Origin of the sequence: Clostridium sartagoforme (assembly GCF_004794105.1) — a bacterium.
GTDB lineage: Bacteria > Bacillota > Clostridia > Clostridiales > Clostridiaceae > Clostridium > Clostridium sartagoforme_B.
The window spans coordinates 21436-41099 of record NZ_SRYR01000005.1; the positions used below are offsets into that span (position 1 = coordinate 21436).

At 27.3% G+C, this 19664-nt stretch carries 19 protein-coding genes; 13 read left to right on the forward strand and 6 right to left on the reverse strand.

Annotated features, from left to right (window positions below; translation table 11 throughout):
- The first annotated feature begins 20 nt into the window (after window positions 1-20).
- The 3 genes from E5347_RS10785 to E5347_RS10795 all read left to right on the forward strand — a co-directional run bounded on the left by E5347_RS10785 (window position 21) and on the right by E5347_RS10795 (window position 3623).
- Window positions 21-1514: a BglG family transcription antiterminator gene (locus E5347_RS10785; protein ID WP_136007240.1), complete on the forward strand. Its 1494-nt coding sequence runs from the start codon at window positions 21-23 to the stop codon at window positions 1512-1514.
- Window positions 1504-2379 (forward strand): Cof-type HAD-IIB family hydrolase, encoded by an 876-nt coding sequence (locus E5347_RS10790; RefSeq protein WP_136007241.1) that lies wholly within the window; start codon window positions 1504-1506, stop codon window positions 2377-2379. The genes E5347_RS10785 and E5347_RS10790 overlap by 11 nt, the downstream gene beginning before the upstream one ends.
- Before the next feature lie 263 nt (window positions 2380-2642).
- Complete coding sequence (locus E5347_RS10795; protein ID WP_136007242.1) at window positions 2643-3623, forward strand: carbohydrate kinase family protein; 981 nt, start codon at window positions 2643-2645, stop codon at window positions 3621-3623.
- Between the two features lie 189 nt (window positions 3624-3812).
- Here E5347_RS10795 and E5347_RS10800 read toward each other — a convergent pair whose 3' ends face one another.
- Window positions 3813-4439 (reverse strand): DUF3793 family protein, encoded by a 627-nt coding sequence (locus tag E5347_RS10800; protein WP_136007243.1) that lies wholly within the window; start codon window positions 4437-4439, stop codon window positions 3813-3815.
- A gap of 25 nt (window positions 4440-4464) precedes the next feature.
- Window positions 4465-4881, reverse strand: a complete 417-nt coding sequence (locus tag E5347_RS10805) for a flavodoxin (RefSeq protein ID WP_136007244.1) — start codon at window positions 4879-4881, stop codon at window positions 4465-4467.
- 243 nt (window positions 4882-5124) lie between these two features.
- On the opposite strand from E5347_RS10805, the gene E5347_RS17195 reads away from it, so the two are divergent.
- From E5347_RS17195 to E5347_RS10815, 3 genes are all read left to right on the forward strand, one after another.
- Window positions 5125-5253, forward strand: coding sequence for a hypothetical protein (locus E5347_RS17195; protein WP_279230099.1), 129 nt, complete (start codon window positions 5125-5127; stop codon window positions 5251-5253).
- 4 nt (window positions 5254-5257) lie between these two features.
- The gene (locus E5347_RS10810; protein ID WP_136007245.1) at window positions 5258-5950 is read left to right on the forward strand and encodes a hypothetical protein; all 693 of its coding nucleotides are present in this window, start codon (window positions 5258-5260) and stop codon (window positions 5948-5950) included.
- A 174-nt stretch (window positions 5951-6124) separates the two neighbouring features.
- Window positions 6125-6565: a hypothetical protein gene (locus E5347_RS10815; protein ID WP_136007246.1), complete on the forward strand. Its 441-nt coding sequence runs from the start codon at window positions 6125-6127 to the stop codon at window positions 6563-6565.
- A gap of 307 nt (window positions 6566-6872) precedes the next feature.
- On the opposite strand, the gene nfsA is transcribed toward E5347_RS10815, so the two are convergent.
- A complete protein-coding gene (gene nfsA, locus E5347_RS10820) occupies window positions 6873-7610 on the reverse strand; it encodes an oxygen-insensitive NADPH nitroreductase (RefSeq protein ID WP_136007247.1) in 738 nt (245 codons plus the stop codon).
- Between the two features lie 232 nt (window positions 7611-7842).
- On the opposite strand from nfsA, the gene nrdJ reads away from it, so the two are divergent.
- Window positions 7843-10200 carry a ribonucleoside-triphosphate reductase, adenosylcobalamin-dependent gene (nrdJ, locus tag E5347_RS10825; RefSeq protein ID WP_136007248.1) on the forward strand — a complete coding sequence of 786 codons (2358 nt, stop codon included), beginning with the start codon at window positions 7843-7845 and terminating at the stop codon, window positions 10198-10200.
- A 260-nt stretch (window positions 10201-10460) separates the two neighbouring features.
- On the opposite strand, the gene E5347_RS10830 is transcribed toward nrdJ, so the two are convergent.
- On the reverse strand, window positions 10461-11423 hold the full coding sequence (locus E5347_RS10830) for a LacI family DNA-binding transcriptional regulator (RefSeq protein WP_136007249.1): 963 nt from the start codon (window positions 11421-11423) through the stop codon (window positions 10461-10463).
- Between the two features lie 110 nt (window positions 11424-11533).
- Here E5347_RS10830 and E5347_RS10835 point away from each other — a divergent pair, with 110 nt between their 5' ends.
- Window positions 11534-12427: a haloacid dehalogenase-like hydrolase gene (locus tag E5347_RS10835; protein WP_136007250.1), complete on the forward strand. Its 894-nt coding sequence runs from the start codon at window positions 11534-11536 to the stop codon at window positions 12425-12427.
- A gap of 262 nt (window positions 12428-12689) precedes the next feature.
- Here the strand turns inward: E5347_RS10835 and E5347_RS16905 are convergent, their stop codons facing one another.
- Window positions 12690-12839: a hypothetical protein gene (locus tag E5347_RS16905; protein WP_168354951.1), complete on the reverse strand. Its 150-nt coding sequence runs from the start codon at window positions 12837-12839 to the stop codon at window positions 12690-12692.
- A 379-nt stretch (window positions 12840-13218) separates the two neighbouring features.
- On the opposite strand from E5347_RS16905, the gene E5347_RS10840 reads away from it, so the two are divergent.
- The 5 genes from E5347_RS10840 (at window position 13219) to E5347_RS10860 (ending at window position 17826) form a co-directional block, all read left to right on the forward strand.
- Entirely contained in the window at window positions 13219-13503 is a 285-nt protein-coding gene (locus tag E5347_RS10840) for a hypothetical protein (protein WP_136007251.1), read from the forward strand.
- A gap of 159 nt (window positions 13504-13662) precedes the next feature.
- Entirely contained in the window at window positions 13663-14496 is an 834-nt protein-coding gene (locus E5347_RS10845) for a helix-turn-helix domain-containing protein (RefSeq protein WP_243109772.1), read from the forward strand.
- 66 nt (window positions 14497-14562) lie between these two features.
- Window positions 14563-15540 carry a diaminopimelate dehydrogenase gene (locus E5347_RS10850; protein WP_136007252.1) on the forward strand — a complete coding sequence of 326 codons (978 nt, stop codon included), beginning with the start codon at window positions 14563-14565 and terminating at the stop codon, window positions 15538-15540.
- A 414-nt stretch (window positions 15541-15954) separates the two neighbouring features.
- Window positions 15955-17061 carry a DEAD/DEAH box helicase gene (locus tag E5347_RS10855; RefSeq protein ID WP_136007253.1) on the forward strand — a complete coding sequence of 369 codons (1107 nt, stop codon included), beginning with the start codon at window positions 15955-15957 and terminating at the stop codon, window positions 17059-17061.
- A 219-nt stretch (window positions 17062-17280) separates the two neighbouring features.
- Window positions 17281-17826, forward strand: coding sequence for a hypothetical protein (locus E5347_RS10860; RefSeq protein ID WP_136007254.1), 546 nt, complete (start codon window positions 17281-17283; stop codon window positions 17824-17826).
- A 309-nt stretch (window positions 17827-18135) separates the two neighbouring features.
- On the opposite strand, the gene E5347_RS10865 is transcribed toward E5347_RS10860, so the two are convergent.
- Window positions 18136-19611: a helix-turn-helix domain-containing protein gene (locus E5347_RS10865; RefSeq protein WP_136007255.1), complete on the reverse strand. Its 1476-nt coding sequence runs from the start codon at window positions 19609-19611 to the stop codon at window positions 18136-18138.
- Between the last annotated feature and the right edge of the window lie 53 nt (window positions 19612-19664).

A 19664-nucleotide genomic window follows, 5' to 3' on the forward strand; every position in this document is an offset into this window, starting at 1 on the left:
ATATTAATTATATTATTTTTATGGAGAAATTATATATGAAATCAAGACAAGTAATTATGATAAGATCATTGCTACATTATGAATATGTACGCCCACATGAATTTATGGAAAAACTGAATATAAGTTTAAGAACTGTTAGAATGGAAATACATGAAATAAATAATATGGTAAAATCTAGAGGTATTATGATAAGATCTTCTTCAGCTAAAGGGTATTTTATAGTAAGAGAAGAGCGTAATGAATTTAATAACTTTTTAAACAATATGATAAAAAGTTTGAAAAGTATTGAGTATCCAGAGACTCTAGGAGAAAGATTTTTATTTACATTTACATATTTATCTTTTGAAAAGAGTCCTATTTCTATTCAGAATCTAGCTGATATTATGTATGTTTCAAAAACAGTGATGATAAAAACATTAAATGAAATTGATGAATATATACAGAATTTTAGAGGTTTAACTTTAAAAAGAACTAAGAGAGGTCTGTATTTTCAGGGAAAAGAAAAAAATATTAGGCATATATTATCAGAAACATTAAATTACAAAACGTATGGTTCTATATTAATGCATAAAACATTAAAGTTTCAGTTCGGAGAATTATATAGTGAGTTATATGAATTTTTAGAAAAGGAATTGCCTAATATATTATATAAAAATAAATTAATATTAATTGATAAGTCAGTAGAAGGCTTTTTATTAGATACATTTATAATGATTTATCGTAATAAACTAGGTTTTTCACTAAATATAGAGGATAAAAAGGAATATCCAGAAGTATTTAATGTGATTGTAAATGAAATTGAGAAAAGTTTAATTAAAAAAGACATAACTATATCTTTAGAGGATAGAGTCTTTTTAAAAGAGTGTCTTTTAACTAAAAGAATACTATATAAAAGTAGTGTTATTTTAGAAGCACGTAAAGAATCTATAGAATTAACAGAAGAATTTTTATTATTAGTTGATACTAAATATAATAGTAATTATATAAATAATATAGAATTAAAAGATATGTTGACAGTACATATAGATAAGATGCTATATCGCTTAGAACAAGGACATTTTGAACATAATAGTTCTGTAAAAAATGCAGAATTGTTATATAAGAAAGAAACTAATATGGTAAATATTTTGAATCAATTAATATTAGATAAATATGGATATGAAATTCCTGAAGAAGAAATAGGATTCATTATATATTATTTAGGAGCTTTTGCTAAGAGAAAGATAAAGGCAGTAATAATTAGTGATGTTGGACAGAGTATTGCTGAAAGTATGGCAAAGCAAATTAATAATTATTGTGGAGATAGAATAGAGATTATAGGAAGTTTTTCTTTAAATTATATTAGACAGTTTGGTATTGATGTAGATGTTATATTTACGCCAATAAGACTATTTAATATTTATATTCCTAATAAAACTAAAACTGTTTATATTAATTATGTGTTGCAAGAAGATGATATTAAAAGGATACAAGAATTTTTGATTAACTATGATGGAGGAATAGATGAAAATTAAATTAATAGCATTAGACTTAGATGGGACACTATTAGATAGTAATGGGATAATAAGTAATAAAACTTGTGATGCAATTAAAGAAGCTATTAAGAAAGGCATAGAGATTGTTCCTGCTACTGGAAGAAATATAGGATTAATTTGTGAAGAAATAAAAGTTATAGATGGAATTAGATATGCAATTACATCAAATGGTGCAGCAGTAATTGATTTAAGAGAAGAGAGGGTAATTTTTTCAAATTTTATAAATTCAGATATTTTGAAAAGAATAATAGATTTAATTAAGAATTATCCGATTGTTATAGAACTTTATGCTGATGGACATGCTTATGTAGATAAAGATGTTTTTGATAATCCAGAAAAATATAACTTAAATGAAAATCAAATACACCTTATGTCATATAATCATATATTGATAGATAATTTTTTCGATTTAATAGATGAAAGTAAGGATATTAACTGGATAAAGTGTGTTGAAAAAATAAACATACCATTTTTAAATGAAGATATTAAGAAAAAAGTATTAAAGAGTTTATCTAACGAATTTGATGAACTTAAAATAACATCATCTGGTAAAGATAATATTGAAATTAATATTAGTAGTGCAAATAAGGGAAATGGTTTGGAGAAGTTAGTAAATATTCTTGGTATAAGACTAGAAGAGGTTGCAGCTATTGGAGATAATAATAATGATATTGAAATGATTGAAAGATCAGGACTTGGAATTGCTATGGGGAATGCTATTGATGAAATAAAGAATAAAGCTGATTATGTTACCGTGGATAATGATAAGAATGGAGCAGCAGAAGCAATTATTAAAATTTTAGATAATGACATCGAATCTATTTCAATTTCTAATATAAACTAAGAGTAATGATTATTATTTTATATAGTTATGATCATCTGCCAATAAATTCTTTGAATTATATATTAAAGTTACAATTATATAGTGTAAGTTTTATCTTTTAAATATTACTGAAAATTTTTATTTTTAGTAATATTTTTTTGCTAAAAGAATTAGAGAGTAATTATAAATTATTATTAGAACTAAGTATTAAAATGAGAATATAACTTTTTATAGATAAGTTAGAAGTATAACTAATAAATAATGAATTTATAGGAGGAAGAAGAATGAAGAAGGTAATTTCAATAGGAGAAGCTTTAATTGACTTTATTCCACATGAAAAGGGTGTAGAATTAAAAGGTGTAAGTAATTTCTTAAGAGTTGCAGGTGGAGCTCCACTTAATGTCGCTGCTACAGTTGCAAAACTAGGTGGTAAATCACAAATGCTTACTAAACTTGGGCTGGATGGATTTGGAGACCATATATTAGAGGAAGTTAAGGTATTAGGAGTAGATACTTCAAAGGTGTTAAGAACTAAGGAAGCCAATACTGCCTTAGCTTTTGTATCATTGAAGGAAGATGGGGAAAGAGATTTTTCATTTTATAGGAATCCAAGTGCAGATATGTTATTAAATTCATCTGAAATAGAAGAGGATGTTTTTAAAGATGGTGGGATATTACATTTCTGCTCTGTAAGCTTAATTGATGCGCCAATTAAAGATGCTCACAGAAAAGCAATAGAATTTGCTAAAAATAATAATTGCTTAATTAGTTTTGATCCTAATGTTAGATTACCATTATGGGAAAGACCAGAAGCTTGTAGAAAAGCAATCTTAGAGTTTTTACCATTTTCAAACATAGTTAAAATTAGTGATGAAGAATTAGAATTTATAACAGGAATATCAGACGAAAAAGAAGCTTTAGACTTTTTATTTCAAGGAGATGTTGAGATTATAATATATACTAAGGGAACTGATGGTGCAGAATTTATAACTAAGGAAAGAAAAGTGTTTTCGCCATCATTTAAGGTAGAAGCTCAAGATACAACAGGGGCAGGAGATTCATTTATAGGAGCATTCTTATATAAAGTTGCTGAAGGCGATAATACTGTAGAAAGTTTAGTTAATTTGCCAGAAGAAAGAGTAAAGGAAATAATAACTTTTTCTAATGCAACAGCAGCATTAACAGTTTGTAAAAGAGGGGCTATAGGTGCTTTACCAACTAAAGATGAGGTTTTAATTTTAGTAAAAGGGAAAAAAAAAATATAAGTATATTTTAACTTTACTACTAAAATAAATTTTCTTATATACCCAATTCTTGTTGAAGACTATAATAAAAAATTAATATAGAATTAGTTGTACAAAATTCTATATTATTAGTAAAAGCTCAAAGTAATAGATGGGCCATTACTTTGAGCTAATTTAAGGTTGAAAACACAATGTTAAAAACTATATTTCTTATATATTTTCATAAAAGGAATTCTTTATAATTAATGCTAGTCTGTGAGATGTATTACCCTTAAGCAAAGTATTAATTGTATATTTTTTAATTTCATCATATTTATTGAATATTGCTTGAGCTATATTGCTATCGTTATATACTTTCCAGTATTTACATAACAAACACTCTTTAGTAGTATATTCCATAAAATCCTTCACATCATTAAGTGGAATTCCTAGAAATAAGCCAAGTTCGTGTGGACAGTGATATTTTTCATATCTAAGTTTTAATGTATTTATATGATCAGCAGCAGAAGCATCAGATGAATATCCTAAATTAATAAGAAAATCCATAGAATATTTAGTGCTTAAATGTTTTTCTAATATAGATTCATCATAAACCATAATTACAGTAGCATCTGAACAGTCTCTTAATTCAACATAATTTAACTTTATATTTTTTATAAAAGTAGGTCCGTAAGTATTCCAATTATTATATAGCTTAATGTTAGTCTTCTTAATTGAAAGTGTAGCTGCTGGCTTGGCACCTGCTATTACTAAAGATAAACTATATGCTAAAAAAGTTTCTATATATTCTTTACCCTCCATTGAGTTTAATTTATTGTAAAAACTTGAATATCCCATTATATATCACCGCCAATATAATTTATTATGCAGAAGTTATTTGTTTACCAAAATCAATACATTCATTTTCACTTCCATCAGGAGCGTATTGAATAATCAATGGTTCAGAAATAATAGTACAGCCATAGCTTATCATTCTTTCTTCAAAATCTCTCATCCATTGTCCATCTCCCCATCCGTAAGAGCCAAAAAGTGCTACCTTTTTACCTGATACTTTAGATGCGATTTCTTCTATAAAAGGTTCAAATTCAGATTCTTCTAGTACTTCGTCACCCATAGCAGGGCATCCTAATACAAGTATTTCATCTTTTAGTAAGTCATCTACATTTACTTCTGAAACAAGTGAAGTTTCAACTGTTTGTCCAGAAGATATAATACCTTTTTTAATTAATTCAGCCATTCTTTCTGTATTACCTGATCCAGACCAATATACTATCTTCATAAAAAACAACTCCTTAAATTCAATTAATAATAATGAAAATCATTATCAATTAAAGTGTATAATATTGATATTTTATTGTCAAGAATTATTTTTCAAAAATTTACTATATAATATTTGAACTTTATCTTTCTTGATATAATGATATTAAAAAATAAATAATAATAAATATTAAAATATTTAAAACTATTTATATAACTATTACGTATAAGATTATGTACCGGTATTAATAGAAAGGGGGCATAAATGGTTGAGAATGAATTAAAACTTATTGATAGTATACAGAAAAAAAGAAGTAGAGAAGCATCAAACACTATAATTAAAGGCTATTATAAGGAAATATATATGTATATTTATAAGCAGCTATCTGAATGAAAAAATGGATGGAATAATTAACAGTAAAAGCTATAGAGATGTAATGCCTGAATTTATTTTAGAAGATCATAATGGATTTATTTTTAATGGTACAGCATTAATAGTAATTTCTATAATATTTTTATTGGCACCTATATTTACAAAAGATAAGCATGGAAACTTAGAACAAATTCAATATACTACAAAAAGAGGGCGAAAGTTATATAGGGATAAAATAATAACTTCACTAATAGCATCAGGAATAATAGTAACAGTAGAACTAGGTGCATTATTTTCCTTATATTTAACAAGAGAAAATACAGTAGAAATGTTTTATAATTCAAGTATTAATTCATGGCTAACTGTTGGTTTTAATTGGTTTGATTTAACCTTTAAAGAATATATATTTGTTACAATTGTTTTAATTTATATTTTTTCTTTATGTTTATCATTGCTTATTTCCTTTGTTTCAAGAAAATGCAGTAGATATATAACCTTAATAGGAATTTCTCTGCTTTTAGTAATAGTATTCTTTAAGTTAGTTACTACGGAATTTTTATTTTGGGGAGGAGTTGGTTGGATTTATAAGCCTAAGTTCCTGATTATAGGGTTTTTAACTATTATGGCTGTAATAGGTATTATATTAGTACTTGCACAAAATAGAAATGAAAAGAAGTGTTTTAAACTAAATAAGTGTTTCAAATTAATAATATATTGATAAGGTGGCTATAGGTTTTTAACTTAAAGTCACCTTATTATTTATAAAAGTAGTTAAATATTCTTCTCAAAGAATAAATTTACATATTTCATAAACTTTATGGTAATATAGTATATGTTGCTAGGGATGGTAATGATTTATATAAGATACAAATGTTAAAGGGAGGACATAAATATGTCTGTTGAGTTTAAAGAAATTAATTTTAGCAAATTAGTAGACAAGTTAGCTCCATGTTGTTTATCAGAAGATGTATGTGGAACATGCGATAGAAATACTTGCTTAGTTGGCTATGGGACTGAGTGTATAAAAAATTGTATGATTAATAAAGTCACATATGTTATGGATGGAATGAAAAACATTCCAGTTACAGATGTAAGAATATATGATAAGGGTAATATTCTAAATGGTGTCGCAGATATTCTTAAAATTTGCAAGAGTTGTAAAGAGAATCATTATGATAATTGTATAGTAAATGTTTTAAGAAGTTGCTATGAGGTTATTTTATTTGGAGAGGAAAAAGAATATAAGGGAAGTGCTTTGGTTTATCTTAATGGGTTAAGAGAAGATAATCCAGAAATAGCAGATCAATTATTTCAAAAATATATGGCTAGATAAGACAAAGTAGTTTAATAAAGTGATTCTTATCTTCGTGTGGAGTTTTCTTAAAAAGTAGAGAACCAAAATCTTGTATTTTGTATGAATCACTTTCACAGAGTACAGGATGCCTACTCCATCTGAAAGTTAGAAGAACTAATCCAGGCGCGTAGCAGTGCTTAGCTCCCACTTATAGAAGGTGGGAGTGTTAGCAATGGTAGCGATCGGAGAAATTATGGAGATGCTTAATAATTAAGAAAATAGTATAAGATAAAAGTGTAAATTAAATGAGCTACCATAAGGTAGCTCATTTATCTTTAATATAGAACTAACGTTTTAAAAATCCCATCTTTCTTAGGAATATACCTACATTCTCTCTTGGTTTTGCCATTAAATATTTACCACAACGTTCAGTCCAACGGTCCTTTGAAGTACCGTTTGTACGCTCATTATAGTAATTACTTATTGTTTCATTATATGATTTCATTAGCTCCTCATCATGACTTTCATCATAAAAATCTTCTTTTAGTACTGCTTCAATAGGTAGTCTTGGTTTTTTATCAGGAGTTTCAGCAGCATATCCTAAGCACAGAGCAAACATTGGGAATACTAAGTTTGGAAGATTAAAGGTGCTAGCAAGGACGTCCATATCATTACGAATTCCTCCAATAACTACTCCACCTAAACCTAAACTTTGAGCTGCAATTAATGCTTTTTGAGCAGCTAGAGTAGCATCTATAACAGCAATAGTATATGATTCTGTATTTGATAAAATATTTTCATCAATATTTTCATAGTATTTTTCAGCACGATGTAAATCAGCACAAAATAGTAAAACTACTGGTGCTTCATTTAAATACTCTTGTCCTCCTGAAGCTTTTACTAAAATATTCTTTTTCTCCTTATCCTTAACTTGAATAATTGAATATGCTTGAAAGTGACTGGAAGTAGGAGCCATTTGAGCACAAGAAACAATAGTTTTTACCATCTCATCTGATACAGGTTTATCTGCATGATATTTTCTTATAGTAACATGATTCATTAAAATTTTAATTGTTTGATTCATATAATAAACCTCCATAATTCTAATAATTTTATCTTTAAATATTTATGCTTTTAATTATATTATGTAGAATTTTCAAAGTTAAGTAAAGTGAATTGCTAAAATAACTACATATTGTATTATTTAAAAAATCATCTGGATTTAAATACAATATGTAGTATAATTATATTTATGGATAGATTGTAATATTTATCTAATATTATTAAAATTAACTATATTCTAGAGGGGTGTTAGTGTGAAGGTAAGAAAAAGAGATGGGAGCTTAGTGGATTTTACTAAAGATAAAATAACTAAAGCAATTGAAAAGGCTATGGAAGAAACTAAGATTGGAGTAGATCATAATTTAAGCTCTCAAATATCTAATGAAATCTTTGTAAGTCTATCAAATGGAACTGAAAAATATTATGAAGTGGAAGATATTCAAGATGTTGTAGAGTTTAAATTGATGGATAGTGAAAGAAAGGATGTAGCTAAAAGATATATTATATATAGAAGCGAAAAAGAAAAGGAAAGAAGAAAGAATTCTAGCAAAGAAACTTATAAGATGATAAAGGATGATTTTGTAAGCAAGTATAAACATAGTAAATCTCCTATGGGGCAATTAGGAAACTTTGTTTATTATAGAACATATTCAAGATTTTTATCAGAACAAGGAAGAAGGGAATATTGGTGGGAAACAGTTAGAAGAGCTGTAGAGTATAATACTTCAATAATACCAACTTCAAAGGAAGAAGCAGAAAAGTTATATGATAATATTTTTAATCTTAGACAATTCTTATCTGGAAGAACTTTTTGGGTAGGAAATACAAAGGTTTCAAAGCAATATCCTATGAGCAATTTTAACTGTGCATTTCAAATAATAGATTCATTCCAAGCTTTTACAGACTTATTTTATTTATTAATGATAGGATCTGGAGTAGGAGTTAGAGTTCTTAAGGAAGATGTAAATAAGATACCAAAACTTAGGACTAATTATAAATTAATTCATAAGGACTATAAAGAAGTTCCTAAGATTATAAGAGAAGATAGTACATCATTAACTTTTTACAATAATACTTCAGCTGAAATTGTAATAGGAGATTCTAAGGAAGGCTGGGTTCAAGCTTTAGAGCATTTCTTAAACCTTGTTGGAAGAAGCCAATATAGAAATATAAATACTATTATTATAGATTACTCTCATGTTAGACCAAAGGGTGAAAGATTAAATACCTTTGGGGGAACAGCTTCTGGTCATGAAAGTTTAAAAAATATGTTCTATAAAATTGATAAGGTAATAAAGAGAAAGTCACTTTTATTAGAAAAGGATAATGTTAAGCTTGCACCTATAGATTGTTTAGATATTGCTAATATTATTGGAGAGAATGTTGTAGTTGGTGGTGTTAGAAGAACTGCTGAAATGGTTATTATAGATGAAAGTGATACAGAATGTATAGAAGCAAAATCTAATCTTTATAAGCAAGAAGATGGTAAGTGGAGTGTTAATAATGAATTAATTCATAGACAAATGAGTAATAATTCGATTTATTATACTGAAAAACCATCTAGAGAAAGATTAAAATGGAATATAGAAAAAATGAGATATTCAGGGGAACCAGGATGGATAAATGCAGAAGCTGCTGGTAAGAGAAGACCAAATATGAATGGTGTTAATCCTTGTGGTGAAATATTATTAGATTCACAAGGTCTATGTAACTTAACTACTGTAAATGTATATGCTTTTGTTAAAGAAGATGGAACCTTAGATGAAAAAGCATTATTAGATGCACAAAAATTATCAGCAAGAGCAGGGTATAGAATGACTTGTGTAGAACTTGAACTTCCAGATTGGGATAGAGTACAGCAAAGAGATAAGTTAGTTGGATGTTCCTTAACTGGCTGGCAGGACATGGTTAATGCAATTAAATTAACTAAGGAAGAAGAAGCAGACTTACTTAAGAAGTTAAAAAAGGCAGCAAAGGATGCTGTATCTGATTATGCAAAGGAACTTGGACAAAATGAACCTTTATTAGTAACTACAATTAAACCTGAAGGTACATTATCTCAATTACCTTCAGTATCAAGTGGAGTTCACTATTCACATTCACCATACTTTATAAGACGTGTTAGAATATCAAGTGATGATCCATTAGTTAAGGTATGTGAAGAATTAGGATATCCAGTATTACCAGAAGTAGGTCAAAGTATTGAAAACTGTACTACTAAGGTAGTGGAATTCCCAGTTAAGGCTCCTGAAGGAAAAACTAAGTATGATGTAAGTGCTTTAGAGCAATTAGAAAATTACAAGATGTTTATGGAAAACTATGTTGAGCATAATTGCTCAATAACAGTTCACGTTAGAGACCATGAGTGGGAAGAAGTTGAAAATTGGGTTTGGGATAATTGGGATTCAGTTGTTGCTGTATCATTTTTACCGCTAGATGATAGTTTTTATGAGTTATTACCTTATGAAGCTATAGAGAAAGAGGAATATGAAAAGAGAGTTAATGAAATGAAACCTTTTATACCTTCTTTAATATCTAAGTTTGAAAAAGAAGAAACTGAACTTGATATTGGAAATGATGGTTGCGAAACTGGAATTTGTCCAGTTAGATAAATAGAGAATAAAGAGTAATGGAAGTTATTCTTGAGTGCATAAGACAAAGGACATATATGAAATTTATATAAGAAGATTTTTTAAGATGAAAATATCCTGAGTTTGATGAAACCCCCTGTGTAAGAACAGAGGGTTTTTCTTTAGTATTTTTGTAGTTTTCATTTAGAATATTTAAACTTGATAATTAAGTAACTTTTCTAAATAGAATTCATGATATTTAAATATGTTAAGGTAGTGATTTTTTTATTTTATATTATAGTTTATAGAGTTTTTAATTTTAAATCATTTCTATCAATAAAGGTTCCTTCAATAACCTTTTTTTCTTTATTACCAGAAATACAAAGTCTTACTGCTTCAATTCCTAAATCTTCAAGATGAAAGTCTATTGTAGATAAGTTAAGAACCTTACTATTTGAAGAATTATCTTGACCTATGATAATAGGTACTTCTAAATTATTATTCTTAAAGTACCAGTAGATACCAGAAGCTATTTCATCACTATTAGCAAAAATACATTGTAACTTAGGAGTAATACTATTAAAGTAAGCTCCTGCCTTTATACCATCTTCAAAATTTCTACAATTAGAAAACGTGTTTTCTTCTTTGAATGTATTTAAGCTTTCAGAAAAGGCTGAATATGTATTTTGAGAGTTTAGACTACTATTAGGCAATCTACTAAAAGTTAATCCCACATTATATATATCATTATTTTTTAATGTTTCTAAAATAGATCTATAAGTGTAACTTTTATCTAAAGTTACAGAAGGAATGGCTGAATTACCTGTATCTTCACAGCTTACTATATGGCCATATTCTAAGTATTTCTCAATGATATCATAAGAGTTAGCTGCTGATGTAATTATTATTCCATCAAATTCTTTTGTAGATAGTAATTTTAAATAATTTACTTCAGCATCTTTATCATAATTAGTAGGCAAGAAAGTAACCCTATAATTTCTTTTAAAGCTTTCGTAAATAATAGAATTAATTAGTGAGCTATAATAAGAATTATAAGTTACATAAGGAATTATTATTCCAAGAGTATAACTTTTTCCGGTACTTAGGCTAATAGCTTTATTATTAGGGACATAATTTAATTCATCAGCTATTTTAAATATAATTTCTTTAGTTTCCTCTGATATTCTACTACTATTATTTAATGCTCTAGAAACAGTAGAAGGTGAAAATCCAGACTTTTTTGAAATATCATATATAGTACTCAACTTAGCTCACTCCTTTTTAAAAATTATATCAAAAATTAATCTTGACGTGCAACCGATTGAACAGTTTATAGTTAAACTATAGATATTAAAAGTTAAGAGGAGAGAATAAAATGAAGAGATTATTAAGTTGTTATGCAAGTGATTTTAAGGATATGAAAGCAGATGAATTAAAAAATGCAATTTTAGCAAGTGAAGGAAGAACTATTTTAGGAGAAACAGTAGTAACTGCTGCGCCACTTTTAGAAGGTGTTACAAATGCTGAGGTTATGAGTGCTTTTGGAGCAGATTTAATACTTTTAAATGAGTTTGATGTATTCTTAAAGAAGATTAATGGTATGAAGGATGAAGAGAATCCAATAAGTAAAATTAAGAATCTTGTAGGAAGACCAGTAGGAATTAACTTAGAACCAGTAGATGAAAGTGCAAATTTAATAGATGAAAAAGTTAAATTATCTAGTGGAAGATTAGCAACTATAGATACATTTAAAGAAGCAGAAAAATTAGGGGTGGATTTCATATGCCTAACAGGTAATCCATCTACAGGAGTATCAAATGAAGCAATAAATAATTCTATAGCAAATGCTAAAAAATATTATTCAGGATTAATTTTAGCTGGTAAGATGCATGGAGCTGGAATGGTAGAAAACTTAGTAGATGAGAAGATGATACTTTCTTTTGTGGATAATGGTGCTGATGGTATTTTACTACCTGCAGTTGGTACAGTTCCAGGTATAAATGAAAATTTATTATCAGATATAGTTAGAAAAATAAAATCAAAAGGTGCACTAGTAATGAGTGCAATTGGTACAAGTCAAGAAAGTGCAGATGTAGATACTATAAGATTAATAGGTATGAGTAATAAAAGAATTGGAGCTGATATACATCACATTGGAGATGGTGGATATGGAAGAATGGCAGATCCAGAAAATATAATGGCTTTATCAATAACTGTAAGAGGAAAGAGACATACATACTTTAAAATGGCTCAATCAATTAATAGATAGATAAGTGGAAATTTTTAATCACTGTAATAGTCTTGTTTTTAAAGATAATTACATCATATATATAATGAAAATAAATAGTATAGCGATAAATAAAATAAATGGGCTGTTGTATGAACAGCCCATTTAAAAATTAAAAATGTATAATAGTTGATGAAATTTTCTAGAATTACTATAAAGAATTGTGTTTACAAAACTCCATTAGGAGTTTTTTATTAAATTTTAATTATTCATTTTACATTGTGCTATAGCACATTCATTTATATTAAAGTTTAATTAGATATTCATCCTTTCCAATAGCATTAACATCTATTTTATTAGAATTTAGTAGATTGATAAATTTATCAATATTAGTTGTAGATGATGAGTCAATCTTGATTATTAATTCGTTTTTTAATACTTGTTCATTTAGCATATTAAGCATCCCCTTAAAATAAAAAATTTGTATAAGTACATTATAAGGGCAAGTGGATGGGACAAGCAAAGTTAATTAGTGGGCAAATGAGTAGGGGGAAGGAAGAGGAGTATTATACTGGTAAAATTTCTATTACAAAAACAATTAATATTCCGAAGGGAGTATTATTTTAAGTGGTATTTATATCAATATTTGTTCCGATTACAGGTTAATAAATATAGTAATTTAATAATTAAAGTGAATAAAAGGAAAATTTTGTCACGGTATAGTGACAAAAGTAAATAATAAGATTATAATGTTTATATAGGGTATAAATATTATAATCTTAATAAAAATTTATCATTAGATAAGTGAGTAAAAGGATATGGGAGGTTTATTAATGTTATTAGTTAATTGTAAATGGGAGCAAGAAGCAATAATTAATGGGGTTAAGGCAATAGAGATTGAGGGGAATCAAGTTTATAGCCATATTAAGACTGAGGGAATGAGGATGTATTTTGATTCCAAAATAGAAGGTGAAGTTACTTTTTTTGATGAGTATATGTTAATCATGAAAGTTATAATGCGAATACCAAGATCTTCTACCTTTGCAATTAGTATATTACCTGTAATAAATGGAAGTGCAATTGAAGGATATAAGTACACTGTAGGTGGGCATAAATAAGATTTGATTTACAAGGGATGAATATAAAGAGATATAATCATCATGTTATATAAATGGAATGAAAGATAATGATAGTTTATGGACAGTTGAAGAAATAATTAAGGATTTTAATTTAACTGAATTTATAAATAACAGAGAAAAACAAGGAGTGGTTGATTAGTGAATATCACTATTATTACATCTGAGAACAGAAGACTTTATCCTGCTATGATATATAGTATTGATGATAAGGAGTTAAAGAATCCAATTTTAGATATAGATGATATTTATGATTTATTATATAAAAATCAAAATATATTAGTAATGTCTTCTCAATTTGATCAATATGGAAAAGAACTTAAAGTCTTTAATGGAGAATTAGGGAAAGCAGATGTTAAAGCTTTATTTGCTTCAAAGGATAACAAGGCAATTAATGAATTAGAAACTGTAATGACTTTATCTGAAGCAGCAAAAAAGTGGGGCTTGTCTGATGGATCTACTATTAGAAAATCTATTGAAAGAGGTAAGTTTGAGCAAAATGAAATAAAACAAGCAGGGAATGTTTGGGTTACAACTTATTCTGCCATGGAAAGAGTATTTGGGCCTATAAAAAATGAAGAAAATGCTTATGTTATATTAGACGACTTTGAACATATTTATGCAACTAAGGAATTTTGGGAATATTCCAAGTCAAAATATTTTTGTGAGCAATATATTAATATTAGAGCTAGGCAATCTGAAGTTAAATATGAATATTTAAAGTCTATAGCAAAAGAAGGGCTTGAAGCGATAAGAAAAAATAGAAAGATAATTATTAAGAACAGTAGAAACAATGAAATTAGACAGATTATAGAAACAGAAGAAGAATTTAATTTGTATATTGAGTTATTTCAGAGTAGAAAAATCTTAACATCAGAATTAATAGTTTTTAATTTAATAAAAATATATGGAATTTATAAATATTCTAAAGTAAGGTTAGCAAGAATAAATAATGCAAGGAATTGGAAAATGTGATAAAATATATTATAAATTAAAAAATATATAAAAGAGGGGGTACTTGGCATATTGCCAGGGAAATAAATGAGCAATAAGATAAGATTAGGTATAGTAGGTTATGGCAACCTTGGAAAAGGGGTAGAGCTAGCTTTATCACAAAATCCAGATTTTGAATTAGAGGCTATTTTTACAAGAAGAAATCCAGAAAATTTATCAGCTAAATCAAAGATGGTACATATTTCTGAAATCGAAAGTTATAGAGAAATAATTGATGTAATGATTCTTTGTGGAGGTTCTGCAACTGATTTACCACAACAAACACCAGAAATAGCTAAGATGTTTAATACAGTAGATAGCTTTGATACACATGCAAAGATACCAGAGTATTTTAATGTCTTAGATAAGGTCACAAAAAGTTCTGGTACTATTGGATTAATTTCAGTTGGATGGGACCCAGGTCTATTTTCATTAAATCGTCTTTTAGGAGAAGCAGTGCTTCCAAGAGGAAAGTACTACACTTTTTGGGGAAAAGGTGTAAGCCAAGGACATTCAGATGCTATTAGAAGAGTTGAAGGTGTTAAGGATGGGGTTCAATATACTGTGCCTATTGAAAGTGCAATTAATAAAGTTCGTTCAGGAAAAAATGTAGATCTTTCTGCTAGAGAAAAACATGAAAGAATTTGTTATGTTGTACCTAAAGAAGATGCCGATTTAGAAAAAATTAAAAATGAAATTATAAATATGCCAAATTATTTTTCAGACTATAATACAACAGTAAACTTTATAACAGAAGAAGAAATGAATAAAAATCATAAAGGAATGCCTCACGGTGGATTTGTTATTCGTACTGGAGTTACTGGAAATGATACAAAGCAAAGAATGGAATTTAGCTTAAACCTAGATAGTAATCCTGAGTTTACTTCAAGTGTATTATTAGCTTATGCAAGAGCTGCTTATAGATTATCTAAGGAAGGTCAAACTGGAGCACGTACTGTGTTAGATATTCCATTTAGTTATTTATCACCAAAGACAGGCGAAGAGTTAAGAAAAGAATTATTATAATTTTAATATAGAATTATTAACATATAAATAAAAAAGGATGACTTAAGATTACAAAAAATTATTAGGTCATCCTTTTATTTTTACTAATAGTTAAAAAATTTGCTAAAGATTCAAGAGTATCTGCAAAGCAAATTGAATTAATATTAAATGGTATATCAAATAAAACAAAGATAGTTGCTAAGGAAGTTTTAAAGGAAGAATAAACTATTGAATTATGTAGTCCTCATATAGAAGATGTAAAAGAGTTAAATAAAAAGATTTAAATTCAAAGATAATAATAGAAAATAAGATTAAGTTCTTCGTACTATACTATTGCTATTATTAATATTAATTTACCATAACCTAATAAAATTAAATTATTTTAGGCAATACTATGTTATAATTATTTGAAACATAAGATTAAGAGGTAAAAAAATGAATTTTAAAGAATTAGGAATAAGTGAAGATATAATAAATACGTTGAAGAAGAATGGAATTACAAGTCCAACTGAAATTCAAAATAAAAGTATTAGGGAAATTTTAAATGGTAAGGATATAATAGGTGAGGCACAAACAGGAACAGGTAAAACCTTAGCATTTTTACTACCTATATTTGAAAAAATATCAACATCATCTAAGGATGTTCAATGTTTAATAATTACTCCAACTAGGGAACTCGCAATACAAATTACTGAAGAAGCTACAAAGCTAAAAGAAGGTAAGGATATTGGAGTTTTAGCAATGTATGGGGGAAAGGATGTCGGATCCCAAGTAAAGAAGCTAAGTGGTAATATTCATATGATAATTGCTACTCCAGGAAGGCTTCTTGATCATATTAAGAGAAAAACTGTTGATTTAAAGAAGCTTAAGACTATAGTTATTGATGAAGCAGATCAAATGTTACTTATGGGTTTTAGAAATGAAATAGACTTAGTAATGAAGGAAAGACCAAAGAAGGTTCAAACTTTATGTTTTTCTGCAACAATGGATTCTTCAGTTAAGAAATTAGCTTATAGATATATGAATGAGCCAGCAGTTATTTCAGTTAAGAAAGAAGAGGTAACTTTAGATAAAATTAAGCAAGAAGTTGTAGAAACTGTAGATAGATTAAAAAGAGAAGCTTTATGTACAGTTCTAGATGAAGATAATCCTTTTATGGCTATTATTTTCTGCAGAACAAAAAGAAGAGCTGACGAGCTTGAAGTAGTAATGCATAGAAGAGGATATAATTGTAAAGTTATTCATAGTGATATACCGCAAAATAAACGTGAAAGAATTATAAAATCCTTTAGAGATGCTGATATTCAGTATTTAATAGCTACAGATGTAGCTTCAAGAGGATTAGATATAAGTGGAGTAAGTCATATTTATAATTATGATATTCCTGAAAAGGTTGAAACATATATCCATCGTATAGGTAGAACGGGAAGAGCTGGTGAAGAGGGATATACCTGTCTATTTGTAGATCCAAAAGATTTAAGACTTTTAGGGGAAATAGAAAAAGAAATAAAATTTGCAATACCAAGAAGAAATGTAGAATAAAATACAAAATGAGAAATTAGATTTATACAAAAATTATAAAGGTTACTTAGAATAAATCTCCATTATTAAGAAAGATGTTAAGTGAATTTTATCTATAAAGCTAGTATTAATTATGAGAAATATTATTTAGTTAAATATTTATAAAGTTTAGTAACATAATTATTAGTGTGTAATATAATATATTATAAAAGTTTTATATTAATATGGAGATGATTCAATATGGCAAATGAATGTTGTTTTGAGCATGAATTAGAATATAAATCATTAATTTTCAATGGTGGATCAATGAATGATGCTGATGAAACTATACCTGATACTATACCATTAGGAAGTGCTAATTCAAGTCTTAGATTATTAGGTTGGCTTCTTCCTCAAGGAGATACAGAGGAGTATTCTTTAACTTTTAATGTGCCTAAAGATGCTTATGATAAAGCGGGTAAAGCTAAAGTTTTAGTTCATTTATTGACTGATAATTCAAATACACCAACTGGAAATAGATTTGCAATACGACTTTCATCATTATTTGCAAGAGCTAATGGGGTTGTAAATATATCGAATTTAAAAACTATTAATAAATTTAATATTCAAATTCAAAATTCACCTGGGAACTTTAAGTATAATCACTATGTGATAGAGTTCGAATTAAAAGATATTATTAGAGCAGAAGATTTTGCATTATTAAGCGTTGCACGTATAGCATCTGCTAATGACTATGCAGGTGCATTATTTTTAAGTAGTATAGAGTTTGTATATTTAAGCTGTTAATTATAGAAGGACTAATCCAGGCGTGTAGCAGTGCTTAGCTTCCACTTATAAAAAGGTGGTAGTGATAGCAATGGTAGCTATCGGATAAATTAAGAGGAAGGGACTATTTAAAATAGTCTCTTTTTTGAATTAGAAAAAAAAGGATGATCTAAAAGATTAAGAGTACAAAATATTTGAATATAATAATATACAATATAATATTACTTTAATAAGATAAATTATACTTCAGTAATTATTTGTATTTGAAAATATAATCTATAAAATATGAGGTTAAATAGAAAATATTATTTTACCTCATATTTATTGGTTTTATAAACTTCTTAAGAAATTAGCAACTATATCCTTATTCTTAAAGTTTTCACCTGATAGTAAAAAGTGTTTCTCAAATATGTTTGAAACAGAATTAACATATGAGACTTCAGTACATAATCTAATATCTGATAAGTTTTTATTATTGAAAGTAACAAGAAACTCATTTTTTTTACACCAACAATAAAATAATTCATTATCAGTTATTGTTGTTTCAGGAATTAAACAAATATTATAATTTTCTGTAGATAACAAGTGATTTGCTAAGTCATTTAAGTGTTGCTTAAATTGTTGTTTTGTAAGAATTAGCTTTGGAGATATATCAGACTCACTTTCATAGACTATATTTTCCGATACAGAAAAGCTTATAAGTGAATCTATAGAATAAAAGTCAGTAGTACTTAAGTTTGAACCTTCGTACATATTTTTTTTAGCTATTTTAAAGAATTCAAAATACTTGTCTATATCTTCTTTATTACTTACTGAATTACAAAGTACTTCATAATATAATTCATCACTCATTACAGTGAAAATAGGGAATATATTGCAATAATATATAGTGTTGTATTTAGTAAGTTCCAAATTAATTTTATTACTCTTTAACTCAAAACTGTCTAGCACATTATAAATAGTTGATGGAAAAAATGTATTAAGTGATTTTGAAAGAATATTTTTTGTAAAGGCAATATAAAAGTTAATAGTAAAAGGATCAGTAAAAAGTGCACCATAATTGTAAGTTTCATACTCAACACGTTGTGATGAAGAGTAGAAGACACTATTGTTTTCTATAATATGTAAAGAGTAGTTTTGGCTATCATCAATAGAATCAATAAAATATGAAGAATTACAATTTTTATGTAATAGTACTGGGGCAAGATATGAAAGTAATTTTGAGCTTTTACTAAAGGAATAAATAAGGTCTAAGTCGCACCCCATGTCTAAAAGTTTTATAACCTTATCTAACCATTCATTTCGAATTTCCTTATTATCACTAAATGAGTTAAAGGACTTATTAAAGACAAAATAAAGCTTTTGAGGTTCGCCATAATTAATAGCTGAATCTAGCATATTAAGTACTCCTAAGAAACTTTGATGTTGATTATTATAAATTGCTATATTAGTAGTATATAAGGAGTTATTTGAAGTTTTATTTATATTTGAAACAGTTTTTTTATCAGAATTATCAATAATAAATCTTTTTAAAAGTTCTCTTAAATGATTTTCATAATTCGAATGATTTATAGATTCATTATAAATAGATGAAAATAAATTTTCTAGAAAATTATTTTTTTGTTCTATATTTTTGTTAATTAAAAAAGATATGGCATTATCAAAATAGAGTGCATTTAAATCTATTTTTCTTGAACCATTTTTCCATTTACTAACTAAAGTTCTATCTACATTTAATTCTTTTGCCATTTCTGAGGGTGAAATATGCAAGCTTTTTAATAGATAGCTAAACCCAAGATTATTCAAATCATTTCCTCCTTTAAGAAAATTGTCACTGTGAAAATTAAGTCACACATATT